26 protein-coding genes are annotated in these 23,620 nt (G+C 72.6%); 20 read left to right on the top strand and 6 right to left on the bottom strand.

What is annotated here, in order from left to right:
- Positions 1-88: 88 nt before the first annotated feature.
- Positions 89-1,018, bottom strand: coding sequence for a LuxR C-terminal-related transcriptional regulator (locus tag DEI84_RS00910; RefSeq protein WP_258371637.1), 930 nt, complete (start codon positions 1,016-1,018; stop codon positions 89-91).
- Positions 1,019-1,130: 112 nt separating this feature from the next.
- Between DEI84_RS00910 and hxlB the strand changes: the two genes are divergently transcribed.
- From hxlB to DEI84_RS00875, 7 genes are all read left to right on the top strand, one after another.
- A complete protein-coding gene (gene hxlB, locus DEI84_RS00905; protein ID WP_110889325.1) occupies positions 1,131-1,703 on the top strand; it encodes a 6-phospho-3-hexuloisomerase in 573 nt (190 codons plus the stop codon).
- A gap of 26 nt (positions 1,704-1,729) precedes the next feature.
- The gene (gene hxlA / locus DEI84_RS00900; protein WP_110824313.1) at positions 1,730-2,359 is read left to right on the top strand and encodes a 3-hexulose-6-phosphate synthase; all 630 of its coding nucleotides are present in this window, start codon (positions 1,730-1,732) and stop codon (positions 2,357-2,359) included.
- Positions 2,360-2,635: 276 nt separating this feature from the next.
- On the top strand, positions 2,636-3,103 hold the full coding sequence (locus DEI84_RS00895) for a hypothetical protein (protein WP_146234070.1): 468 nt from the start codon (positions 2,636-2,638) through the stop codon (positions 3,101-3,103).
- Positions 3,104-3,268: 165 nt separating this feature from the next.
- Positions 3,269-3,946, top strand: coding sequence for a response regulator transcription factor (locus tag DEI84_RS00890; RefSeq protein WP_110889323.1), 678 nt, complete (start codon positions 3,269-3,271; stop codon positions 3,944-3,946).
- Positions 3,939-5,270, top strand: coding sequence for a HAMP domain-containing sensor histidine kinase (locus DEI84_RS00885; protein ID WP_258371635.1), 1,332 nt, complete (start codon positions 3,939-3,941; stop codon positions 5,268-5,270). Before DEI84_RS00890 ends, DEI84_RS00885 begins: the two co-directional genes overlap by 8 nt.
- Positions 5,271-5,357: 87 nt before the next feature.
- Positions 5,358-6,002, top strand: coding sequence for a PepSY domain-containing protein (locus DEI84_RS00880; RefSeq protein WP_110889322.1), 645 nt, complete (start codon positions 5,358-5,360; stop codon positions 6,000-6,002).
- A gap of 77 nt (positions 6,003-6,079) precedes the next feature.
- The gene (locus DEI84_RS00875) at positions 6,080-6,895 is read left to right on the top strand and encodes an alpha/beta hydrolase (RefSeq protein ID WP_110889321.1); all 816 of its coding nucleotides are present in this window, start codon (positions 6,080-6,082) and stop codon (positions 6,893-6,895) included.
- A gap of 99 nt (positions 6,896-6,994) precedes the next feature.
- Here the strand turns inward: DEI84_RS00875 and DEI84_RS00870 are convergent, their stop codons facing one another.
- Entirely contained in the window at positions 6,995-8,347 is a 1,353-nt protein-coding gene (locus DEI84_RS00870) for an APC family permease (RefSeq protein ID WP_110824308.1), read from the bottom strand.
- Between the two features lie 169 nt (positions 8,348-8,516).
- On the opposite strand from DEI84_RS00870, the gene DEI84_RS00865 reads away from it, so the two are divergent.
- The 3 genes from DEI84_RS00865 (at position 8,517) to DEI84_RS00855 (ending at position 12,739) form a co-directional block, all read left to right on the top strand.
- Complete coding sequence (locus DEI84_RS00865; protein WP_110889564.1) at positions 8,517-9,323, top strand: HAD family phosphatase; 807 nt, start codon at positions 8,517-8,519, stop codon at positions 9,321-9,323.
- The gene (locus DEI84_RS00860; RefSeq protein WP_110889320.1) at positions 9,320-11,824 is read left to right on the top strand and encodes a glycoside hydrolase family 65 protein; all 2,505 of its coding nucleotides are present in this window, start codon (positions 9,320-9,322) and stop codon (positions 11,822-11,824) included. The genes DEI84_RS00865 and DEI84_RS00860 overlap by 4 nt, the downstream gene beginning before the upstream one ends.
- Positions 11,825-11,971: 147 nt before the next feature.
- Entirely contained in the window at positions 11,972-12,739 is a 768-nt protein-coding gene (locus DEI84_RS00855; RefSeq protein ID WP_110889319.1) for an SDR family NAD(P)-dependent oxidoreductase, read from the top strand.
- A gap of 7 nt (positions 12,740-12,746) precedes the next feature.
- Here the strand turns inward: DEI84_RS00855 and DEI84_RS00850 are convergent, their stop codons facing one another.
- Positions 12,747-13,265: a DUF1697 domain-containing protein gene (locus DEI84_RS00850; RefSeq protein WP_110889563.1), complete on the bottom strand. Its 519-nt coding sequence runs from the start codon at positions 13,263-13,265 to the stop codon at positions 12,747-12,749.
- Positions 13,266-13,303: 38 nt separating this feature from the next.
- Positions 13,304-13,567 carry a hypothetical protein gene (locus DEI84_RS00845; protein ID WP_110824305.1) on the bottom strand — a complete coding sequence of 88 codons (264 nt, stop codon included), beginning with the start codon at positions 13,565-13,567 and terminating at the stop codon, positions 13,304-13,306.
- Positions 13,568-13,702: 135 nt separating this feature from the next.
- On the opposite strand from DEI84_RS00845, the gene DEI84_RS00840 reads away from it, so the two are divergent.
- Complete coding sequence (locus DEI84_RS00840) at positions 13,703-14,158, top strand: hypothetical protein (protein ID WP_110824304.1); 456 nt, start codon at positions 13,703-13,705, stop codon at positions 14,156-14,158.
- 162 nt (positions 14,159-14,320) lie between these two features.
- Here DEI84_RS00840 and DEI84_RS00835 read toward each other — a convergent pair whose 3' ends face one another.
- Positions 14,321-15,790, bottom strand: a complete 1,470-nt coding sequence (locus tag DEI84_RS00835; protein ID WP_110824303.1) for an NCS2 family permease — start codon at positions 15,788-15,790, stop codon at positions 14,321-14,323.
- Between the two features lie 156 nt (positions 15,791-15,946).
- On the opposite strand from DEI84_RS00835, the gene folE reads away from it, so the two are divergent.
- The 7 genes from folE to DEI84_RS00805 all read left to right on the top strand — a co-directional run bounded on the left by folE (position 15,947) and on the right by DEI84_RS00805 (position 20,558).
- Complete coding sequence (gene folE, locus DEI84_RS00830; RefSeq protein ID WP_110889562.1) at positions 15,947-16,564, top strand: GTP cyclohydrolase I FolE; 618 nt, start codon at positions 15,947-15,949, stop codon at positions 16,562-16,564.
- A complete protein-coding gene (gene folP, locus DEI84_RS00825; RefSeq protein ID WP_110889318.1) occupies positions 16,564-17,490 on the top strand; it encodes a dihydropteroate synthase in 927 nt (308 codons plus the stop codon). The genes folE and folP overlap by 1 nt, the downstream gene beginning before the upstream one ends.
- A complete protein-coding gene (locus tag DEI84_RS00820) occupies positions 17,487-18,233 on the top strand; it encodes a pyrimidine reductase family protein (protein WP_110889317.1) in 747 nt (248 codons plus the stop codon). Before folP ends, DEI84_RS00820 begins: the two co-directional genes overlap by 4 nt.
- A 67-nt stretch (positions 18,234-18,300) precedes the next feature.
- Complete coding sequence (locus DEI84_RS00815) at positions 18,301-19,026, top strand: hypothetical protein (protein WP_146236258.1); 726 nt, start codon at positions 18,301-18,303, stop codon at positions 19,024-19,026.
- The gene (locus DEI84_RS15410) at positions 19,023-19,223 is read left to right on the top strand and encodes a hypothetical protein (RefSeq protein WP_110910547.1); all 201 of its coding nucleotides are present in this window, start codon (positions 19,023-19,025) and stop codon (positions 19,221-19,223) included. The genes DEI84_RS00815 and DEI84_RS15410 overlap by 4 nt, the downstream gene beginning before the upstream one ends.
- Positions 19,224-19,232: 9 nt before the next feature.
- Positions 19,233-19,886 carry an HAD-IA family hydrolase gene (locus tag DEI84_RS00810; protein ID WP_110889315.1) on the top strand — a complete coding sequence of 218 codons (654 nt, stop codon included), beginning with the start codon at positions 19,233-19,235 and terminating at the stop codon, positions 19,884-19,886.
- 123 nt (positions 19,887-20,009) lie between these two features.
- The gene (locus DEI84_RS00805) at positions 20,010-20,558 is read left to right on the top strand and encodes a type 1 glutamine amidotransferase domain-containing protein (RefSeq protein ID WP_110824298.1); all 549 of its coding nucleotides are present in this window, start codon (positions 20,010-20,012) and stop codon (positions 20,556-20,558) included.
- A 92-nt stretch (positions 20,559-20,650) separates the two neighbouring features.
- Here the strand turns inward: DEI84_RS00805 and DEI84_RS00800 are convergent, their stop codons facing one another.
- Positions 20,651-21,217 carry a molybdenum cofactor biosysynthesis protein gene (locus DEI84_RS00800; RefSeq protein ID WP_110889314.1) on the bottom strand — a complete coding sequence of 189 codons (567 nt, stop codon included), beginning with the start codon at positions 21,215-21,217 and terminating at the stop codon, positions 20,651-20,653.
- Positions 21,218-21,334: 117 nt separating this feature from the next.
- Here DEI84_RS00800 and DEI84_RS00795 point away from each other — a divergent pair, with 117 nt between their 5' ends.
- On the top strand, positions 21,335-22,936 hold the full coding sequence (locus DEI84_RS00795; RefSeq protein WP_110889313.1) for a DNA-3-methyladenine glycosylase 2 family protein: 1,602 nt from the start codon (positions 21,335-21,337) through the stop codon (positions 22,934-22,936).
- Positions 22,933-23,445 carry a methylated-DNA--[protein]-cysteine S-methyltransferase gene (locus DEI84_RS00790; RefSeq protein WP_110889312.1) on the top strand — a complete coding sequence of 171 codons (513 nt, stop codon included), beginning with the start codon at positions 22,933-22,935 and terminating at the stop codon, positions 23,443-23,445. Before DEI84_RS00795 ends, DEI84_RS00790 begins: the two co-directional genes overlap by 4 nt.
- The last annotated feature ends 175 nt before the right edge of the window (positions 23,446-23,620 follow it).

Here is a 23,620-nt window from a genome sequence, read left to right as displayed (position 1 = left end):
CACACCTCCCTCGCTCCGATCGTGCCAGAGCCGTCGGTAGGACGCCACCGCGCCGTGGGTAGGACGCCACCGCCCGGGCGGTCCCGCTTCAGCCGGCGTGCACGTGCGCCGCGAGCTCCGCCCGGGTCCGCGCCCCGAGCTTCCGGAGCAGGTTCGCCACGTGGTACTTCGCCGTGTTCACCGAGATGCCGAGGCCGTCCGCGATCTCGCGGTTGCCGACGCCGGTCGCGACGAGGCGCAGGACCTCGGCCTCGCGGGGCGTCAGGTCGGCCTCGTCCGGGCTCGGCACCGATCCGGGGGCGGGGTCGAGTGGGATCGTGATGTCGAGCACGGACCCCCAGCCCGGCGTCGAGTCGACGTGCATCCGTCCGTCGAGGACCCCGACGCGCTCGGCGATCGGCCGCATCGCGTCGTCCTGCACGTCGTGCGTCCCGGCACCGTCGTCCCGTAACTGCATGAGCAGGTTGCGCCCGTCGCAGTCCCACTGGATGCGGACCCGGTTCGCGTTGCCCTCGTCGACGAGGGTGAGCACCGCGTTCCGGACGATCGCCCGGGCAGCGTGCGCGACGTCGCCGGGGAGCGCGCGGCCGGTCGCGGGCGGTTCGACGAACTGCACGTCGAGGTCACCGAACCGGACGAGCGGACGCAGGTCGGCGCGCAGGCGCGAGAACGCCCCCGTCACCGGCTCGAGCAGGACCTCCCGCTGGCGGTCGCTCGACGTCCGCAGGTCGACGAGGGCCGCGGACGCGATCTCGACCGCCTCCGCACGGGCCGCGGCGTCGCCGACGCGGGGGGAGCGCAGGACCGCGAGCACCGACTCGAGGGTGAGCGAGTGCCGGTCGGTCAGGTCCGCGACGACGCGCGCGTGCTCCGCCGTCTCGGCGCGGCTCGCGGGACCGGCGCCGGTCGCGGGGAGCGCGGGACGGGAGGCCCGACCGGACCCCGCGACGGACGTCACCTGGTCGTCGGGGGCAGTGCGCGCCTCCCGGCCGGTCTCCGGTCCCGTCTGGGTGTCCACGGCCCGAACCTACCCGCCCTGCTCTGCACGCCGGTTCCACCCACCCGATCGGACGGGACGCCCGCCGTGTCGGGTAGCGGCGGACCGCGGCGGACAGGCGCAGGCTCAGGGCATGTCCGAACAGACCCTCACCGCTGCGCTCGACCTCGTCAGCCACGAACTCGACGACCTCGTCGACGCGGTCGGGGAGAGCGACCCGGGGCCCGCTGCACGCGCCCTCGACCTGCTCGACGGCGCCGAGCGCGTCTTCGTGCACGGTGCCGGACGGTCCGGGCTCGCACTGCGGATGACCGCGATGCGCCTCATGCACCTCGGGCTCGACGTCCACGTCGTCGGCGAGGTGACGACCCCCGCGATCGAGTCGGGCGACGTCCTGCTCACCGCGAGCGGCTCGGGCACCACCGGCAGCATCGTGCAGGCCGCGCGGACCGCGGTGGACGTCGGCGCGCAGGTGGTCGCCGTGTCGACCACGGCCTCGTCGCCGCTCGCCGAGCTGGCCGAGGTCACCCTCGTCCTGCCGGCCGCGACGAAGACCGACCGCTCCGGCACCGCATCGGCGCAGTACGCGGGCAGCCTGTTCGAGCAGGGCGTCGTCCTGCTCGGCGACGCGCTGTTCCACGCGCTCTGGCAGCGCAGCGGACACTCCGCCGACGACCTCTGGCCGCGGCACGCCAACCTCGAATGACCCCCACGGAAGAAGGAAGCACCAGCATGCAGCTGCAGTTCGCCATCGACACCCTGTCCACCGAGACCGCGCTCGAGCTCGCCGCCCAGGCCGCCCCGCACGTCGACATCCTCGAGCTCGGCACCCCGCTCGTGAAGAGCGCCGGCGTCGCCGCGATCACCGCGATGAAGGAGGCGCACCCGGACAAGATCGTGTTCGCCGACCTCAAGACGATGGACGCCGGCGAGCTCGAGGCCGACATGGCGTTCCAGGCCGGGGCCGACCTCGTCACCGTGCTCGGCGTCGCCGGGGACAGCACGATCGTCGGTGCCGTCGCCGCGGCGGAGAAGCACGGCAAGGGCATCGTCGTCGACCTGATCGGCGTGCCCGACAAGGCCGCTCGTGCCCGCGAGGTGACCGCGCTCGGCGTCGAGTTCGTCGAGGTGCACGCCGGCCTCGACGAGCAGGCCGAGGAGGGCTTCACCTTCGACACGCTCCTCGACGAGGGCAAGGCGTCGGGCGTGCCGTTCTCGATCGCCGGTGGCGTGAAGGCGTCGTCCGTCGCGTCCGTCAAGGCCGCCGGCGCTCGCGTGGCCGTGGCCGGCAGCGCGATCTACAGCGCCTCGGACGTCGGCGCTGCCGCCGCCGAGATCCGCGCCGCGATCGACGCCGCGTAGTCCCCTCGCAACACGCCACGTGGGCGACATCGCGCACCGGGACCCCAGTGCGCGATGTCGCCCACGTTGCTTCCCCGAGACGCCGTTCCTCCTCCGAGACGCCGCGGTGCTGGCGAGACGCCGCGGTATCCGGCGGCGTCTCGAGGTGGACAGGGCGTCACGGGGAGACGGGGGCGTCGCAGCAGCCGGCTGGTCGTGGCCGGCTCACCCGCTCGGATGACCGGGCACCGCCGTTCGGCCGATGTCACCGCCTCGCCTGCTCCCTAGCGTGAGGGCATGACTTCAGGGTGGGACGCGTGGGGGCAGGACGACGACTGGGAACGCTGGACGGCTCGGCCGTCCAGAGCGCAGCGGGAGATCGCCGAGCGGGTACCGCGCCCGTCACGAGAGGGTGCTCGTCTCCTGGCAGTCCTGACCAGCATCGGCGTCGTGCTGTGGATCGCGGGACTGTGCCTCGTCGCCCAACGGGCCGCAACACGGGACGTCCCGCTCGGCGGCCTGATGCCGGCCGCCGTCGCCGGTACCTCCCCGGACCAGCTCGAGCACATCCACGGGCTGTGGGGCATGCTCCAGCTGACGACCCTGCCGGTGATGCTCGTCCTGTTCGCGACCGCCGCCTGGTCGTCCCGTCGACGTCGGGCGCGGTGGAGCCCGGCCGTCGCCATGGCCCTCAGCGCCGTCGGCATGACGGTAGGGGTCGCGCTCGTCATGCAGGGCATGCAGACGTGGTCGCTCAACCGCTGATGGGGGCTGTCCGGTGAGCGGCCACGGCGGCATCGAGGTTCCGCAGGCGAGCGGCGTCCCGAGCCGACCAGCGCCCGACGGGGACGACCAGCCGCACCCTGTCCGAGAGACCCCGGCGCGGCCCGGCTTCAGCGCCGGTTCAGGCCGCGCCGCCATGCTCGGACGATGCGCGTGCTGGTGGTCGACGACGAGGTGCGGCTCGCCGACGGTATCCGGAAGGGCCTGCAGGCCGAGGGGTTCGCCGTCGACGTCGCCCACGACGGGGTCGACGGGCTCTGGTACGCCCGCGAGAACCCGTACGACGCCATCGTCCTCGACCTGATGATGCCGGGCATGAGCGGTTGGAAGGTCTGCGAGACCCTCCGGGCCGAGCAGGACTGGACCCCGGTGCTCATGCTGACCGCGAAGGACGGCGAGTGGGACCAGGTCGACGCCCTCGACGCCGGCGCCGACGACTACGTGACGAAGCCGTTCTCGTTCCCGGTGCTCGTCGCACGCCTCCGTGCGCTCGTCCGGCGCGGATCCCGGGAACGCCCCACGGTCCTCCAGGCCGGCGACCTGCGGCTCGACCCGGCGGAGCGTCGTGTCTGGCGCGGCGAGACGTTGCTCGACCTGACGAGCCGGGAGTTCACCGTCCTCGAGTACCTCATGCGCCACTCCGGGCAGGTGTTGTCGAAGCGGGACGTCATCGCGAACGTCTGGGACGACGACTTCACGGGGGACCCGAACATCGTCGAGGTCTACGTCGGGCACCTCCGCCGCACGGTCGACCGGCCCTTCGGCCGGTCGGCGATCGAGACCGTCCGCGGGGCCGGGTACCGTCTCGCCGCCGACGGTGGCTGACCGGTCGCGTCCGCCCCGTCGCCCCCGTTCCATCCGCGCGCGTGCGACGGGAGGCGCGGCCCTCGTCGTCCTCGTCGCCCTCGTGATCGGGGCGGTCGCGTTCGTCGGGGTCCTGCGGACCTCGCTGTCCGACGGCGTCCGGTCGTCGGCGGAGCAGACGCTCGACGGCCTCGCCACCCGGGTGGAGGCGGACGGAGCCGGTGCGGTGACGGCGGAGGACGACGACGTGCTCGCGCAGCTGCAGGACGACGACGGCCGCGTGCTGGCCCGGGCGGAGGACAGCCCCGGCCGGCCGCTCGGCACCGCCGAGGAGTCCCGGTACCGGCACGACGGTGAACGGTGGCTGCTCGTCGCCGACGACGTCGACCTGCCGGACGGCACCGGCGGCGTCCTCGTCGTCGGCGCCCCGCTCGAGGACGCCGACGCCGCCGTGCAGACGGTGACCGTGCTGCTGGTCGTCGCCGTCCCGGTCGTCGTGGCGCTCATGTCGCTCGTGACCTGGTTCGTCGTCGGCCGTGCGCTCCGTCCGGTCGACCGCATGCGCCGCGAGGTCGACGACGTCGAGGGGACGAACCTGCACGCCCGGGTCGACGAACCGGGCTCCGGGGACGAGGTCGACCGGCTCGCCGTGACCATGAACCGCATGCTCGGCCGGCTCGAGGCGTCCCAGCAGGCGCAGCGGCGGTTCGTCTCCGACGCCTCGCACGAACTCCGCTCCCCGCTCGCGACGATCCGCCAGCACGCCGAGGTCGCACGGGCGCACCCCGAGGTCACCGACACCGCTGACCTGGCCGACGTCGTGCTCGACGAGGGAGCCCGTCTGCAGGAGCTCGTCGAGTCGCTGCTCCTGCTCACCCGCCTGGACGAACGCGGACGTGACCGGGACCGTGCCGTCGACCTCGACGACCTCGTGTTCGCGGAGGCGTCACGGCCGCGGGCGGCCGTGCACGTCGACGTGTCCGGGGTCGCACCGGCCCGGGTCCGCGGCGACGACCGGCTGCTCGGACGGGTCGTGCGGAACCTCGTGGACAACGCCGTCCGGCACGCGGACCGGGCGGTGACCGTCGCGCTCGGGAGCGTCGCGGGCGATGCGGTGCTCACCGTGGACGACGACGGGCGCGGGATCCCCGAGGGCGACCGGACGCGCGTGTTCGAGCGGTTCGTGCGGCTCGACGAGGGCCGGGCGCGGGACGCCGGGGGCTCCGGGCTGGGACTCGCGATCGTCGACGCCGTGGTCCGCGGGCACGGCGGGTCCGTCGCGGTGTCGGCCGCGCCAGACGGGGGAGCGCGGTTCACCGTGCGGCTGCCACTCCTGCGGGACTGAGTCGCCCGGTGCCCGGTCGCCGGCTGGTGCGGCGTCGCCCCAGGTCGCTTCAGGTCTGCTTCAGTGCCCGCTCGGCAGGCTGACGCCATGCAGACCACGAAGAAGACCACCGCCCGCCGCATCGCCCTCGTCACCGCCCTCCCGCTCGTCGGAGCGCTGGCGCTCGCCGGGTGCGCCACCGACGACGACGACCGCGACGACGTCGCAGCCCCGGCGGCCTCCGCCCCGTCCGTCTCCGCCACCGAGGGCACGACCGGCGACGACGACACGACCACCGACGCCGCCGCCGCGCCTGGGGAGGACGCCCTCGTCGCCGCGGCGGCCACCGCGCGCGAGGCCGTCGGCTCCGGGACGGTGACCTCGGTCGAGCAGGCGGCCGGCGGGACCTCGTGGGAGGTCATCGTCGTCACCTCCGACGGTGCCGAGCAGGAGGTCCACGTCGACGCCGACGGTGAGCGCACCACCGCCGGTCCGACCGAGGAGACCGCCGATGCGGACGACGTCGCGGAGAACGAGCGGTTCGTGGGCGCCGCGGACCTGTCGGTCGCGCAGGCGGCGTCGACCCTGACGAAGACCGTCCGCGGCACGGTCACCGAGCTCGGCCTCGACGACCACGCCGGCACGGTGGTCTGGGAGGGCGACGTCCTCGACGGCTCCGGCACGACGCACAGCATCCGCATCGACGCCGGCAGCGGGAAGGTCGTCACGAACGCCGTCGACACCGACGACTGACGCCCCGGGCACCCGGCAGTCCCCGCGCTGATCCGGCCCGGCAGCGGCAGCACGGGTGCCCTCGGTACGGTCGGGCCATGAGCACCGCTCCCCGCTCCGACCGCCGAGGTCCGACCCGGAGGCGACGGCTCCTCCGGATCGTCTCGTGGGTCCTCGCCGTCCTGCTCGTGCTCGTGCTGGTGTTCCTCGTCTGGGCGCACATCGTCGTGCTCGTGCTCGTGCTGGTGTTCCTCGTCTGGGCGCACATCGTCCTGCAGGGCACCCCGTCGGCCGCCCTCACGGTCTGGCGGGACGACCGTGTGTCCGTGCGGGACGCGGGCGACGCCGTCGTGATGACCCCGACGGGCATCGCGGACGGCGTCGGGATCGTCTTCGTGCCCGGTGCGAAGGTCGACCCCTACACCTACATGGCGACGTTCCGGCAGGTGGTCGCGGACGGCACGACGGTCGTCATCACCAAGCCGACGCTCAACCTCGCGTTCTTCGACAGGCGCCCGCTCGCCCGGTTCGAGGCACATGCGCCCGACGTCCGGACGTGGGCGGTCGGCGGGCACTCACTCGGGGGCGTGCGGGCGTGCCAGCTCGCGGAGGACCGGGACGTCGCCGGGCTCCTCCTGCTCGGCAGCTACTGCGCGGACGACCGCTCGGACAGCGACCTCGACGTGCTCAGCGTCTCCGGCTCGCGGGACGGCCTGTCGACGCCCGAGGACGTGGCTGCCGCCCGCGACCTGCTCCCGGCCAGCGCGACGATGACCGAGGTCGCCGGCGCGGACCACGCCGCCTTCGGGGCCTACGGCGCCCAGCCCGGCGACCTCCCCGCAACGGTCTCCCGCCGCGAGTCCGGCCGCGCGATCACCGCCGCCGTCGAGAGCTGGGTCCGCGACCTCCGCTGACCGGCGGGTGCGCGACGTGACCACTGGACGGACCGAGGGGGCACGGCCGACGCGGGGCGGGCCTCCCGGCGGTCGGCCGGGAGGCCCGTCCCGGCTCCGTCAGCGGGCGTCCGTGCCCGAGGCGGTCCGGTCGCGGCCGCGGGTCGCGCGGGCGATGAAGTACAGCACCACGCCGACGGCCAGCAGGATCGCCGCGTACAGCCAGACCTGCCCGCTCTGCTGCGTGAGCAGCAGGATGCAGGACGCGACGCCGAGCACGGGGACGAAGGTCCACACCCGGAAGTGCTCGTGCTCCACCTTGTCCTTGCGGAGCACGAGGACCGCGACGTTCGTGCTGATGAAGACGAAGAGCAGCAGGAGCACGACGGTCTCGGCGAGCGTGCCGACGTCCCCGACGAGGGTGAGCGCCATCGCGACCACGGTGGTGGCGATGATCGCGGTCCACGGCGTCTTCCGCTTCGGGAGCACCTTGCCGAGCAGGCTGGGCAGCAGACGCTGTTCGGCCATGCCGTAGGTGACGCGGCTCGCCATGATCATGGTGAGCAGGGCACCGTTCGCGACCGCCACCAGGGCGATGAGGCTGAAGACCACGTCCGGGATGCCGACGCCGGTCGCGGCGACGACCGCCAGGAGCGGGCCGCTCGAGTCGGACAGCTCCGACGCGGGCAACGCGATCGAGCTGGCGAGCGCGACGAGCACGTAGACGACGCCGGCGGTGGCGAGGGAGCCGAACAGCGCACGGGGGTAGACCTTGGCCGGCTCGCGGACCTCCTCGGCGACGTTGGCGGAGGTCTCGAAGCCGACGAACGAGTAGTAGGCGACGATCGCGGCGCTGAGGGTCGCGAGTGCCGGGTTCGCCTCCGCCGGGAAGGCCCCGACGCGGGAGACGTCACCGCCGCCACCGCCCATCATCAGGGCGACCGACACGATGACGATGACCAGGCCGGAGAGCTCGATGATCGTCATCACGACGTTGCTGCGGAGTGAGTCCGAGATGCCGCGGGCGTTCAGGCAGGCGACGAGGGCGAGGAACACGATCGCGGCGGGCACGGGCGGGACGTCGATGAACGTGCCGAGGTAGTCGCCGGCGAACGCGAGGGAGAGGCCGGCCGCGCTCGTCACACCGGCGGCGAGCATCGAGAACCCGACCAGGAACGACACCAGCGGCACCTTGTAGGCACGCTCGGCGAACACCGCGGCGCCACCGGCCTTCGGGTACTTCGTGACGAGCTCGGCGTACGAGCCCGCGGTGAGCAGGGCCAGGAGCAGTGCGAGCACGAGCGGGGCCCACAGCGCACCGCCGACGTCCTTCGAGAGCGTCCCCATGAGGGCGTAGATGCCCGCGCCGAGGACGTCGCCGAGGATGAACAGGAACAGCAGGGGACCGGTGATCGCCTGCTTCAGCTTCGAGCCGGTCCCGTCCTGCGGCCGTGCGGTGGTGTCGGATGTCATGAGCGCGAGCGTCTCTGCCAGTCGCTGGACGCGTCCACAGGTCCGCGTTGTGCGGACCGGACCGGTACCCGTGGGCATCGGCCACGGCTGGAGGACAGCGCCGCGTGCCGGTCCTAGAGTGGGACGCGCAGCACTCGTGTTCGACACCGCTCCCTGGAAGGTCTGCCCCATGACGTCGTCGGATCGGCGAACCCCTGCTCGCCTCGCGGACCAGCGGGCGCTCCTCTTCGACCTCGACGGTGTGCTCACGCCGACGGCCGAGGTGCACATGCGTGCCTGGAGCCGCCTCTTCACGCCGTACCTCGCCGCACACGGGGTCGCGCCGTACACGGAGCAGGACTACTTCGCGTTCATCGACGGCAAGCCGCGGTACGACGGGGTCCGCTCGCTCGTGCACGACCGCGGGATCGACCTGCCCGAGGGCACCCCGGCGGACGACCCCACCCTGGACACCGTCTGCGGGCTCGGCAACCGGAAGAACGCCGAGTTCACCGCGGAGCTCGAGGAGCACGGCGTGGCCGCGTACCCGGGGTCGGTGCGCTTCCTCACCGCAGCGATCGCCGCCGGCTACGAGGTCGCCGTGGTGTCGAGTTCCGCGAACGCGAAGCACGTGCTCCGCACCGCGGGCATCATCGACCGCTTCGACGTGATCGTCGACGGCGCCGTCGCGCGCGCGGACGGGCTCGCCGGCAAGCCCGCCCCCGACACGTACCTCGACGCGGCGACCCGCTTCGGACTGACCGCGGCGGAGTGCGTCGTGGTCGAGGACGCGACGAGCGGTGTCGAAGCCGGCCGGAACGGTGCCTTCGGCCTGGTGGTCGGGGTGGACCGCGGCGCCGGGGCCGACGCCCTCCGCGAGCACGGCGCCGACGTCGTCGTGTCCGACCTCGCCGACCTGCTGCCCGACCTGCGCGGTGCGGGCACCGACGCGCCCGCTGCCGACCTGCCTCCCGTCGACCCCCGGAAGACCGCATGAACCCCATCACCGAAGACCCCCTCGACCGCGTCCGGTACCCGGTCGACGAGTGGGCCCTGATCGAGACCGAGTACGCCGACGAGCAGGGCGTCGACGAGACGAACTTCGCGGTCGGCAACGGGTACCTCGGCCTCCGCGGCAACTTCGACGAGGGCCGCGGCGGGGTCCAGTACGGCACGTACATCAACGGGTTCCACGAGACGTGGCCGATCCGGCACGCAGAGACCGCCTTCGGGTTCGCGAAGACCGGGCAGACGATCATCAACGTCCCCGACGCCAAGGTCATCCGCCTGTACGTCGACGACGAGCCACTCGTCCTGTCCGAGGCGGACATCCTCCGCCACAGCCGCCGGCTCGACTTCCGCGGCGGCTACCTGCTGCGCGAGACCGAGTGGTCGACGCCGTCCGGCAAGCGGGTCCTCATCCGCTCCCGGCGCCTCGTGTCCTTCGTCGAGCGGCACCTCGCCGTCATCGACTACGAGGTCACGATGCTCGACCACGACGCGTCGGTGCTGCTGTCGAGCCAGGTACTCAACCGTCAGGACGTCGCCGACGAGTACCACGCCGGCATGAAGGCCGCCGCCGCCGCGTTCGACCCGCGCAAGGCCGAGTCGTTCACGGACCGGGTCCTGCAGCCGCGGCTGAAGCGGAACGCGGGCTCCCGCGCTCTGCTCGGCTACCAGGCGTCGAGTTCCGGCATGACGATCTGCGTCGGCGTCGAGCACCGGCTCGAGACCGAGAACGCCTGGGACGAGACCTCGAGCATCGAGGACGACCTCGCCAAGCACGTCTACCGGGTGCAGGCGAAGGCCGGGCAGCCGATCCGTCTCGTCAAGAGCATCGTCTACCACACCTCCCGCGGCGTCCCGGCGCGTGAACTCGCGGACCGTTGCGACCGCACGCTCGACCGCGCGAAGTACGAGTCCGTCGAGCAGGTCTTCGGCGAGCAGCGGAAGTGGCTCGACGACTACTGGGCCCGCAGCGACGTCGAGGTCGCCGGCCAGCCGGAGATCCAGCAGGCCGTCCGCTGGAACCTGTTCCAGCTCGCGCAGGCGACGGCCCGCACCGACGGGCACGGCATCGCGGCGAAGGGCGTCACCGGCTCCGGCTACGGCGGGCACTACTTCTGGGACATGGAGATCTACGTCCTGCCGTTCCTGTCGTACACGGCGCCGATCGTCGCCCGGAACGCTCTCCGCTTCCGCTACAACATGCTCGACGCCGCCCGCTCCCGGGCCCGCGAGCTGAACCAGCGGGGCGCGCTGTTCCCATGGCGGACGATCAACGGCGAGGAGTCCAGCGCCTACTACGCGGCCGGCACCGCGCAGTACCACATCGACGCGGACATCGCCCACGCCCTCATGCAGTACGTGCGGGCCTCCGGGGACACCGACTTCCTGAAGCGCGGTGCGATCGACATCCTCGTCGAGACCGCCCGGCTGTGGGAGGACCTCGGGTTCTGGCGCTCGAACGGCGACCAGAAGTTCCACATCGACGGCGTCACCGGCCCGGACGAGTACACGACGGTCGTCGACGACAACATGTACACGAACGTCATGGCGCGGGCGAACCTGTGGTCCGCGGTGAACGCCTGCCGGCAGCTCGCGGTCGACGACCCGGACGAGTACGCCCGCATGGTCCGTCGCACCGGCCTCGACGCCGAGGAGATCGTCAACTGGGAGCACGCCGCCGAGTCGATGGAGATCCCCTTCGACCCGCACCGCGGCATCCACCCGCAGGACGCCCAGTTCCTCGACAAGGAGCTGTGGGACCTCGAGCGCACGCCCGAGTCGAAGCGCCCGCTGCTCCTGCACTACCACCCGCTGGTGATCTACCGGTTCCAGGTGCTCAAGCAGGCCGACGTCGTGCTCGCGCTGTTCCTGCAGGGCCACGAGTTCACGCCCGCCGAGAAGCGCCGTGACTTCGACTACTACGACGCGCTCACGACGGGCGACTCGACCCTGTCCGCCGTCGTGCAGTCGATCATGGCCGCCGAGGTCGGCTACCACGAGCTCGCCGACCAGTACTTCCAGACCGCGCTCTACGTCGACCTCGCCGACCTGCACGGCAACACCACCGACGGCGTGCACATCGCGTCCACCGGCGGCATCTGGGGCGCGCTCGTCAACGGCTTCGGCGGCATGCGGGACCACGGTGGCCGGCTCACGTTCAACCCGCGCCTGCCGGTGGACTGGGAGCGCCTGACCTTCCGGATCACCGTGAACGGGTCTCGGGTCCGTGTCGACCTGACGCAGGAGGCGCTCACGTTCACGGTCGAGACCGGTGGCGGGTTCGACGCGTGGGTGCACAACGCCCCGATCCAGGTCCGTCCGGACGAGCCGACCGTCGTGCCGCTGCCGCACCAGGGGCCGCGGATGAGCGGACACGCGCCGACGACCAGCGACATCCAGGGCACGCTCCGTGCCGACGGATCGGTGATCACCGCCTCCATCCCGACGATCTCGCTGGAGCGCGACGAGGAGGACGACGTCACCTCCTGACCGGTCGGGAGGCCTGTCCTCCGCCCGTCCCGCTGCCCGCTTCCGCCTGGACCACCGTCCAGCCCGGGGCGGGCAGCGTGGTCTCCCGTGCCCCTCCGGGCCGATGACGTCCCACCCCGGGCACGACCGTCGCGAGAGGAGCACATCATGGGCAAGCGGTTCGAGGGCAAGGTCGCGATCGTCACGGGCGCGGGGTCCGGCATCGGAGAGGCCACCGCGCGGGCGTTCGTCGCCGAGGGCGCCGGCGTCGTCCTGGTGGACAGCGTCGAGGAGAAGGTCCGCGACGTCGCCGACTCCCTGCCGACCGAGCAGGCGCTCTGGCTGCAGGCGGACGTCGCCGACCCGGACGCATGGCCGACCGTCGTGGACGCGGCGATCGACCGCTGGGGTCGCGTCGACGTGCTCGTGAACAACGCCGGCACGTTCACGTCGGGCGACATCACCGAGATCGCGCCCGAGGAGTGGCGCCGGGTCGTCGAGACGGACCTGTCGAGCGTGTTCTACGGCACGCGGGCGGCCCTCCCGGCCCTGCGGGACACGAAGGGGTCCGTCGTGAACACCTCGTCGGTGTCCGGGTTGGCGGCCGACTGGCGGATGAGCCCGTACAACGCGGCGAAGGGCGGCGTGACGAACTTCACGAAGGCCGCAGCGCTCGACAACGGCCAGCACGGCGTGCGGGTGAACGCGGTGGCGCCGGGACTCATCTGGACGGACTTCACGACGTCCCAGGCGGAGGACGAGGAGCTCAAGGCCGCGTTCGCCGAGCGGATCGCCCTCGGTCGCGGGGGCCGGTCGGAGGAGGTCGCGGCCGCGGTGCTGTTCCTGGCGAGCGACGACGCGTCGTTCATCACCGGCGCGGTCTTGCCCGTGGACGGCGGCACGACGGCGAGCAACGGGCAGCCGCCGCAGGCCTGACCTTGCGTCAGAGGAGCTTGCGGAGCGTGTTCGTGTTCCGGGTCGTCGTGGTGTGCTTGAAGCGGGCGGCCCCGGCGCGCTTCGCGAAGGGCGTCGAGGTGCTCGACCCCTTCGGGCACGACCAGTAGACGACGCCGTCACCGCGCGCGACCTGCTCGACACCGTCGGCCGTGACGCCGTCGAGCAGGTCGTCGAGCGCGGCGTCCTCGGATCCGAAGACGACGTAGTCGTGCCGGTCCGCTGCGGACGGGAACGGGAAGCCCGCGACGATCCCGGCCATCGCGGCGTGCGGGAGGAGGACGATCCAGGCGTCGTACCCGAAGCGGTCGCGGAGTGCCTGCTCCACCGTCGTCCGGAGTGCGTCCGCGTCGGCCGCGTCATCCGCCGTGAAGAGGACGTTCCCCGACGCCAGGACCGTCCGGACGTCGGTGTGCCCGAGGCCGCGGACGAGCTCGGCCAGCTCGGCGCTGCGGATGGTGATCCCGTTCACGTTCACCCCGCGCAGGAGCGCCACCCACCTCGTCATGTGGTGACGGTAGCGCGGGCCGGACGGGTCGTCCACGATCACGTCCACGTCCGGGCGACGCTCCACCCGTCGGCGTCCGGGACGATGTCCACCACCAGGGTCTCGCCGTCCTCGGCCGTCGCCTGGAAGCGCCACCCGGCGGTGCGCTCGGGTGCGTGGGTGATGGCGGTGGGCAGGTCGGTCGGCGTCGTGGTCAGCCGGGTCGGGACGTCGGAGACGCGCCAGCGCCGGCCCAGCCACACCAGTCGGGCGGGTGCGCCGCCGGTCCACCACACGGTGGCAGCGGTGTCGACGATCATCATCAGGAGCCTCCTCGTTCGAACGTGTGTTCGAATGCTAGGTCGGCCCTCCGACAGCTGCAAGCGCTCCGGCGTGCCGCGTTCGTCCTCCGGAGCACGCCCAGGACGACGCGAGGAGCGGTCGTGTAGACGAGCAGCATGACGAACGACGACGGGCAGGGTCCCGACTCCGCACACCAGGTCCCCGAGGGGGTGTCCGAGGCGACCGTCGAGGCGCTCGGCAGCCTCTCCGCGGCGATCGAGGTCATCGAACACGCACGCGGACTCCTCTACGGCTTCCACCGACTGACCGGCACCGCCGACCTGAACATCGGCGAGGCGGTCGAGCAGCTGCGGAAGGCCGGGCACACCGAGCTCGCCGAGCGGATCGACACCGAACTCGTCGGGCGGAACGTCATCGCCGGGCGGTGGACGTTCCAGATCATGGAGGACTACGACGACGGCTACTACGCCACCGCGAAGGAGCTCGAGCGGACCGCGCGTGAGCAGCTCGTCGGCGGCAGGCGCCACCTGTTCGAGGCGAGCATGAAGGAGGACCGGCGGACGCCGGGTCTGCCCCACCACGAGGCCACGCCGGCCGACCTGCCGGACTGATCCGCGCCTCCCGGCCGAGCGGCGCCAGCGGACATCGGCGCAGCGCGGACCGACAGCGCACAACAGGAACCGGCCCACACCACGGACGTCCGTGGTGTGGGCCGGTTCCTGTCGTGCCGGGCCGATCGGCGCCGGTGCGGCGAGCGGCACCGCGGCCGGACCTCAGCCGACGCCGAGGAGCGACTCCAGCGGACCGCGTGCGAAGTAGAGCAGGAAGCCGGCGGCGACCACGTACAGCAGCCACGAGACCTGGCGGCCCTTGCCGGACAGCGCCTTGATGAGGACCCAGCTGATGAAGCCGGCACCGATGCCGTTCGCGATCGAGTAGGTCAGCGGCATGACGACGATCGTGAGGAACGCCGGCAGCGCCGACCCGAAGTCCGTCCAGTCGATGTCCGCGACCTGGGCGACCATGAGGGCACCGACGACGACGAGCCCGGCGGCGGCGACCTCGAGCGGGACGACCTGGGTCAGCGGCGTGAGGAACATCGACGCCAGGAACAGCAGGCCGGTGACGACCGACGCCATGCCGGTGCGGGCGCCCTCGCCGATGCCGGACGCGGAGTCGATGAACACCGTGTTCGACGACACCGAAGCACCACCGCCGGCGATCGCGCCGGCACCCTCGACGACGAGTGCGGCGCGGAGGCGCGGGAACGTCCCGTCCTGCTCCGCGACCCCCGCCGCCTTCGCCAGGCCGGTCATCGTGCCCATCGCGTCGAAGAAGTTCGTGAAGACGAGCGTGAAGACGAGCATCGACGCGGCGAGCGGGCCGATCCGGGCGAAGGCGCCGAAGTCGAACTGGCCGACGAGGGACAGGTCGGGCAGGGCGAACAGTGCGCTCGGCAGCCCCGGGGCGTTGAGGTTCCAGCCGGTCTTCGACTCGACGGACGTCGGCACCTGGAACACGGCCTGCAGGATGATGGCGATGACGGTCGTCGCGACGATGCCGATGAGCAGCGCGCCCTTGACGCGGCGGGCCATCAGCGTGCCGATGATGACCAGACCGATGAGGAACACGATGGTCGGCAGTGCCCCGACGGACCCGTCCTCGCCGAGCTGCAGCGGCGGCGACGCGAGCCCCGACGAGCGCACGAACCCGGAGTCGACGAGCCCGATGAACGCGATGAACAGGCCGATGCCGACGGTGATCGCGGCCTTGAGCTGTGCGGGCACGGCCGTGAAGATCAGCGTCCGGATCCCGGTCAGGGCCAGCAGCACGATGATGACGCCGTTGATGACGACGAGGCCCATCGCCTCGGCCCACGTCACCTGCTGCACGACGCTGACGGCCAGGAACGAGTTGATCCCGAGACCGGCCGCGATGCCGAACGGCAGGTTCGCGATGACGCCCATCGCGATGGTCATCAGGCCCGCGACGAGGCCGGTGGCCGCGGCCACCTGAGCGTTCTCGAGCCATCCGCCGCTGACGTCCTTGGCGGCCTGGTCAGCGCTGAAGCCGCCCAGGATGAGCGGGTTGAGGATGACGATGTAGGCCATCGTCACGAAGGACACGACGCCACCACGGACCTCGCGCGGGATGGTCGATCCGCGCTTGGTGATGGAGAAGAAGCGGTCGAGACCGGATGCGACGCTGTTCCGGGGCGGGCTGGATGTCTGCGGGGCGCTCACCGGTGGAGTTTAGAGGACGGCAACGCCGATGGTCACGTCGCGACGGGATGGTAGTCCTGCCGGGAGGCCCGTTCCTGGAGAACGGGGTACGTCACCGCGTTCTCCGGTCAGGACCGCACCGCGTGACCGGTGTTGGATGAGCGGGTGACGCAGCGCATGGACCGTGCCCGTGTCGAGGCCGCCGTGCGCGAGTTGCTGGCGGGCATCGGCGAGGACCCCGACCGACCAGGACTCGAACGCACCCCGCAGCGGGTCGCGGACGCCTACACGGAGTTCTTCCACGGGCTCGACCTCGACGCGACGCAGATCGCCCGGGACGGCACGGTGCCCGCCGGCGACGGGGAGCGCGGCGACCTGGTGGTCGTGCGGGACATCCGGTTCCGGTCGGTGTGCGAACACCACCTGCTGCCCTTCCTCGGGACCGCGCACCTGGCGTACGCGCCGGGGGAGCGGCTCATCGGCCTCGGGACGCTCGCGCGGGTGGTGGAGGCCCTGGCCTCGCGTCCGCAGCTGCAGGAGCGCCTCGGCGAGCAGGTCGTCGCCGCCGTGCAGGACGGCCTCGAGGCGCGCGGCGTCCTCGTCGTCCTCGACGCCCAGCACCAGTGCGTGACGACCCGGGGCGAGCGGCAGACGGGCTCCACGACCGTGACGGTCGCGGCGAGCGGGATCCTGTCCGAGGCCGCCGGTCGTGCGGAGGCGATCGCGCTCATCGGTGCGGGGACCGGGAACGGGACGGCCGCTGCGGCCGATGCCGGCCACGGGACGGACGCCTGATGCGCCTCGGACCCGCGTCGGGCCTCCCGTCCGGACCCTCCGGCTGGGTCGTCCCCGAGCTGCGCGCCCCGGTCCGCACCATCGGCCGCCGCACGATCGACTTCGACTCCCGCATCGCCGTCATGGCGATCGTGAACCGCACCCCGGACTCCTTCCACGACCAGGGCCGCACCTTCGCGCTCGACCGTGCCGTCGCGGCCGCCGTCACCGCGGCCGAGCAGGGCGCCGACTGGGTCGACATCGGCGGCGTGAAGTTCGCGCCCGGACCCGAACTGTCCGCGGCGGACGAGATCGACCGCGTCGTGCCCGTCGTCGCACAGGTCGCGCAGCAGTCCGACGTCACGATCAGCGTCGACACCTTCCGGCCGGAGGTCGCCGCCGCCGCGATCGCCGCCGGTGCCAGCGTCGTGAACGACACCACCGGGCTGGCGGACCCGCGGATGGCCGAGGTCGTCGCGGACTCGGACGCCACCGTCGTCATCACCCACTCGCTCGCCGCACCCCGGCAGGAGTACCCGAAGCCGCAGTACGCCGACGTCGCCGGTGAGGTCGCGGCGTTCCTCCGGCTCCGGGTCGACCGGGCGCTCGCCGCGGGCATCCCCGAGGAGCGGATCGTCATCGACCCCGGGCACGACCTCAACAAGACCACCGTGCACACCCTCGAGCTGACCCGGCGCCTGCCGGAGGTGGTCGCGCTCGGCTACCCCGTCCTCGCGGCGGTGTCGAACAAGGACTTCGTCGGGGAGACCCTCGGCAGACCGCGCGGTGAGCGGCTGTCCGGGTCCCTCGCCGCCGCGACCATGAGCGCGCTGCTCGGCGCGCGGATCGTCCGGATGCACGACGTCCCCGAGGCCGTCGACGCGATGCGCATGGTCGAGGCCGTCCTCGGCTGGCGGGAACCCCTGGAAGCGAGGCACAACACGTGACCCACCTGCCTGGCTCCGTCGACGACCTGTCCGACGACGACCTGCTCGCCGTCTACACGGACGGCACCGAGGGCACCGCGGACGGGGGCTGGTTCCGCGTCAACTTCGTCAGCTCGCTCGACGGCTCCGCCACGGCGGCGGGGAGGTCCGGCTCCCTCGGCGGCCCCGACGACCTGCGCGTGTTCGACCTGCTGCGGCGAGCGGCCGACGTCGTCCTGGTCGCCGCGGGCACCGTGCGCGACGAGGGCTACGGGCCGATGGTCCTGCACGACCCGGACGTGGCCTGGCGCCGGGCGCGCGGGACGGCAGACCACCCGGTGTTCGCGATCGTCACGGGGTCGCTCGGCCTCGACCCGGCGTCCCGCGTGTTCACCGAGGCGCCCGTCCGGCCGATCGTGCTCACGACCTCCGCAGCCGACCCCGAGCGCCGCCGGGCCCTCGAGGCCGTGGCCGACGTTGTGTCCTGCGGCGAGGACTCGGTCGACCCGGTGCTCGTCCGCGCTGCCCTCGTCGACCGCGGCCTCGCACGCATCCACTGCGAGGGCGGTCCGTCGTTCCTCGGGTCCCTCGTCGCGGCGGACCTGGTCGACGAGCTGTGCCTGTCGATCGACCCGTCGCTCGAGGGCGGGGCCGGCGGACGCATCGTCCACGGCTCGTCCCCGGAGCTGCGGCGGATGCGGTTGGCGCACGTGCTGCGCGGGGCGGGCGACGTGCTGCTCACGAGGTACGTCCGGGCGCGCTGACGGCTTGCGGCTGGACCGATCGCTCAGCATCATTGCCTGACATGTACCATTTCAGTACGATCGGTGCATGCCATCGTTCAGTGTTCCGCCCCGTCTCATGCTCCTGACTGCCGCTTCCACCGTGCTCGCCGTCAGCGCCACACTCTCGGTCGGTACATCTCCGACGAGCGCCGCGGTCTCGACCGCGACCAACGCTCCGAGTGCGATGAGCGACGCACCGTCGGTGGAGCAGGACCTCCAGGACATCGTGCGGGAAGCCGAGACGTGGAAGCCGCTGTCGGAGGAGGCCACCTCGACTGCGGTCGGGACGTGGACGGAGCGAACGGGTCGATCTGCGAGCGGTCTGCTACTCGACGTCGAGGCCGCCAGGGCATTCCGTACCTCCGGGGGGACGGTACTCAGGATCCCGTTCGCGTCCTCAGCCGGGGTGCTCCCGCAGTCCAACCTGTCCGCCGTGGTCGAAGGGAACACGGTGCTCGGGTGGAGTGAGATGGTGCTCACCCCTCGGTCGGCAGACTCCGGACGCCTCCGAACGTGGGTCGATGGCACGCGCCGCATCGATCGGATCGTGGAGGCGACCGCGCCGGTGGTCCGCTCGTCGTGGTGGAGTCGCTTCTCGTCGTGCCTCAATGGTGCCGGTGTTGCTGCATGGGCGATCACCGCGCTGTCGATCGCTTGTTCGGCCGCCTGTGTCGTGACTGCTGGTGTCGGCTGCATCGCCTGCTTGACCGCGGCGTCCGCAGTGACCAGTGGAACGATCTCGTTCTGTGCGGGGAAGGCGAGTCGGGGATGACCCGCACCACGAAGACGACACGACGGATGGTTCCACCGGTACTCGCGATCGCAGCGGCTCTGGTCATGCTCGCAGGCAGGCTCCTCCCGCCGCTCCGAGAGGCGCCGATCGTCGTCTGGAGTGCAGCGCTCACGCTCCTGCTGGCGGCGCTTGTCTTCGCCGTCGCCGTCCGGCCTCACGGGGACGGCCGGCGGTAGGGTCGGCACGTGATCGACGTCGTGGTGTCCGGGGTCCTGTTCGACATGGACGGGACGCTCGTCGACTCGACCGCGATCGTCGAGGGTGCCTGGGGACGGTTCGGCGCCGACCACGACCTGGACCCGCAGACGATCCTCGCCTTCTCGCACGGCCGTCAGACGATCGACACGATCCGGCGGTTCCTGCCCGACCTGTCCCCGGACGAGCAGCGCCGGGTCGCGCTCGAACTCGTGAACGACGAGGTCGAGAACACCGACGGCATCGTCGAGGTCCCCGGTGCCGGCGCCTTCGTCCGACGGCTGCAGGACGCCGGTGTGCCGGTGGCGCTCGTCACCAGCGCCCCGCGGGACCTCGCCGTGAACCGGATGCGGGCCGCGGACGTGCCCGTCCCGGACGCGTTCGTCTCCGCCGCGGACGTCGAGCACGGCAAGCCGCACCCGGACGGCTACCTCCGCGGGGCCGCCCTGCTCGGGCTCGCCGCCACGGACTGCCTCGCCTTCGAGGACGCGCCGGCCGGCCTGGAGGCTGCGGTCGCCTCCGGCGCGACGACGGTCGCCGTCGGGGTGCTCGCCGCCGACGTGGCCCCCGACCTCCCGCGCATCACGGGGTACGACGGGATCACGGTCACGCCGGAGGGCGACGGGTTCCGGATCCGCGGCTGAGCCTCCGGTCCGCTCCGCGCACCGCTCGCTGGACGTCGACTGCGCACTGCGAGCGCGTCCAGCGCGGGGCGACGACCGTGGTGCGCGCGGCCCCGGAGACCCCGGTCCGCGGAAGGAGTGACCATGGCAGCCCTCGACGGCAAGAAGATCCTCGTCATCGCGACGAACTACGGCGTGGAGCAGGACGAGATCGTCGTCCCCACCGACCAGCTCCGTGAGCGTGGAGCCACCGTGACCGTCGCCGCGAAGGAGTCCGGCTCGATCGAGACCCTCGTCGGCGACAAGGACCCGGGCAAGAGCGTCGACACCGACACCACCTACGACGGTGTCTCCGCCGGCGACTACGACGCGCTCGTCGTCCCGGGCGGCACCATCAACGCCGACACCATCCGCCAGGACAGCACCGCGGTCGGGCTCGTGAAGGCCTTCGTCGACGCGGGCAAGCCGGTCGCGGCGATCTGCCACGGCCCGTGGACCCTGGTCGAGGCCGGTGTCCTGCCGGGTCGCACGATCACGTCGTTCCCGTCGCTGCAGACCGACGTGCGCAACGCCGGCGGCGAGTGGGTCGACCAGGAGGTCCAGGTCGACACGACGAACGGCACCGTGATCACCTCGCGCACGCCGGACGACCTGCCGGCCTTCGTCGACGCGATCGAGTCAGCGCTCGTCTGACACCTCACGGGGCGCGACGTGGGCGGTCACCCGCAGCGGTGTTCCGTTGCGCGGTGCCGTCCACGTTGCGTGTCACGGCCGCCTCGTCGCGGTCAGGGGTCCGGGACGGGGTGGGCCGTGCGGAGCACCGCCGCGCCGAGGGAGAGCACGCCGTCGGACTCCGGGTCACACCGCACCCCGCCGTGTCCCCGCATCGCGCGGAACGCCCCCGGTGCCACCTGCGTGTCCATCCACGCGCACGGGTTCGCCGGCCGGTACCCGCGGAAGCGCACGGGCCCGTCGCCGGTGTCGAGCGAGAACGGCTCGCCGCGCAGCGCCTCGACGTCGACGCCGCGCAGGAACACGTTCCGCCGGGTCGCCGCCAGGTCGATCGACGTGCCGAGCTCGCGGCCGACCTGCTCGAGTCCCTCGACGCCGATCACCGTCACGGTCGCGTGCACGTGCGCCCGGGCCGCGAAGTAGCGGTCGCCGACGATGCCCAGTCCGGCCCGCAGGTCGATCCGTTCCCGGAGTTCCCGTTCCCCCGGCTGCGGAGGAGCGGAACCGTCGGCCGGACGTCCCTCGTAGCGGTGCCGCCGGGAGGCGAGGAGCATCACGACCTCGACCTCGCGGGCATGCGGCAGCGCGTCGGACGCGACCGTGTCGGAACCGGGACCCATGCGCACGACGGTAGTCGTGCCTCCCGGCCGGCCGTCGCCCCGTCACCCCGGCCCCCGCCCGCTGCGATGTCCGATCTCCGCCAGTCCGCTGTCGTCGGCCCGTGTCAGGCTGACCGCATGACGACGACCGGAGCCGGAGCGCTGCACGACGAGCGGTACCGCATCGCGGCCTCGCGGGACGCCCGGTTCGACGGGCAGTTCGTCACCGCCGTGCACTCCACCGGCATCTACTGCCGACCCAGCTGTCCGGCCAGGACCCCGCGGTCGACCGGCGTGACGTTCTACCGGACGAGCGCCGCCGCGCACCTCGCCGGGTTCCGCGCCTGCCGCCGGTGCCTGCCGGAGGCGACCCCGGGCAGCCCCGAGTGGGACCTGCGCGAGGACGTCGCGGGTCGCGCGATGCGCCTCGTGGTCGACGGCGTCGTGGACCGGGAGGGCGTGCCCGGCCTCGCCCGCCGGGTCGGCTACTCGGAGCGGCAACTGAACCGCATCATGACCGAGGAGCTCGGCGCCGGCCCGAAGGCCCTGAGCCGCGCACACCGGGCGCAGACCGCCCGGACGCTGCTCACCGGGTCCGACCTGCCCGTCGCGGACGTCGCGTTCGCCGCCGGGTTCACGAGCATCCGCCAGTTCAACGACACCGTGCGCGAGGTCTTCGCGCTCACGCCGACCGAGCTCCGTGCCCACCGGCGCTCGGCGCCCGGGTCCGACGGGGCACTGCGGGTGCACCTGCCGGCCCGGCCGCCCTTCGACGTGCAGGGCCTGCTCGAGTGGCATGCACTGCACGCCCTCCCCGGCATGGAGCAGGTCGGGACCGGGGCGGACGGTCGGGTCACGTCCTACGGTCGGGTGCTGGACCTGCCGGGAGGCCCGGCCTGGTTCCGCGCGTCCGCCGCGGCCGAGGACGGGGCCGGGTCGCGGTCCGGCCGTCGTCGTGGGACGGCACCGCGAGGCAGGGGTCGCGTCGGCCTCGACCTGCTCGTGCGCCTGACCGACCTGTCCGACCTGCCGACGCTCGTCGCCCGGGTGCGGGCGCTCTTCGACCTGGACGCGGACCCGGTGGCGGTGGACGACGCGCTCGCCGCGGTGCCCGCACTCGCACCGGTGGTCGAACGTGTCCCCGGCATGCGGTTGCCCGGGGCGGTGGACCCGCACGAGGTCGTGTTCCGCACCCTCATCGGGCAGCAGGTGTCCGTCGCGGCGGCGCGGACCGCACAGACCCGGCTCGTCGCCGCGCTCGGGACGCCGGTGCCGGAGGCGCTCGTGCCGGGTGCGGCCGTTGCGCGGACGTTCCCGCGCGCCGCAGTGGTCGCCGAGCGTGGTCGTGAGGTCCTCCGTGGCCCCGCTGCCCGCGTCGACACGATCATGCGCGTCGCGGCGGCGCTCGCCGACGGGTCGCTCGTGGTCGACGGCGGCCAGTCCCTCGACGACCTGCGATCGGGGTTGCTCGCCGTGAAGGGGATCGGGCCGTGGACCGCCGACTACGTCGCACTGCGGGTGCGGCACCACCCCGATCTGTTCCTCCACAGTGACCTCGCCGTCCGGAACGGTGCACAGGAACTCGGGCTGCCCGGGACGGCGCGTGAGCTCTCCCTATGGTCGGAACGGGTGGCCCCCTGGCGGAGCTACCTGACGATGCACTGCTGGCGGCCGATCGTCGATCGCGCGATGGACCGGACCGCTGCGACCTCCACGACCTCCGGGAAGGACCCCCGATGACCGACGCTGTCTGCACCACCCTGACCACCCCCGACGGACCCTTCACCGTGCTCGAGGACGACCGCGGTCGGGTCCTCGCCTCGGGGTGGACCGCCGACGTCGAGCGGGTCCTCGCCCGGATCGCCGAGCGACACCGGCCTCAGCGGGTCCTCGAGGGACGGGTCGCCGCGGCCGATGCCGTCGACGCCTACTACGCGGGGGAGACCGACCACGCCATGCAGGTGCCCGTCCACCAGGTCGGGACCGACCTGTTCACGGAGGGGTGGCGGCGGCTGCGGGACATCCCGGCCGGGTCGACCCTGACGTACACCGCGTTCGCGAGCGCGATGGGTCGACCGGATGCCGTCCGGGCAGCGGCGAGCGTCTGCGCCCGGAACGCCCCGGCGCTGTTCGTCCCGTGTCACCGGGTCCTGCGCTCGGACGGCTCCCTCGGCGGCTTCGCCTGGGGACTCGACGTCAAGCGCGCCCTGCTCGAACGTGAGTCCGTGGGCGTCGACGCGCTGGTCTGACCCGCGTCTGACGGCACCGGTGTCCACAGGAGCCGTGCTGTCGTCCACAGGAAACGTGCCGCCGTCCACAGGGATCACAGAGCGCTCCCCCAGGACGCGGGTGGTGACTCTCGGGGCTCCGCCTGTCAGACTCGCGACGACGGCGTGGCCCACGACCAGCGGGGGCCGAGATCAG

This window comes from Curtobacterium sp. MCBD17_023, assembly GCF_003224415.1.
In the GTDB taxonomy this organism is placed as follows: domain Bacteria; phylum Actinomycetota; class Actinomycetes; order Actinomycetales; family Microbacteriaceae; genus Curtobacterium.
Note: the sequence above shows the minus strand (reverse complement) of the source record. Positions and strands in the feature narration are given on the sequence as shown.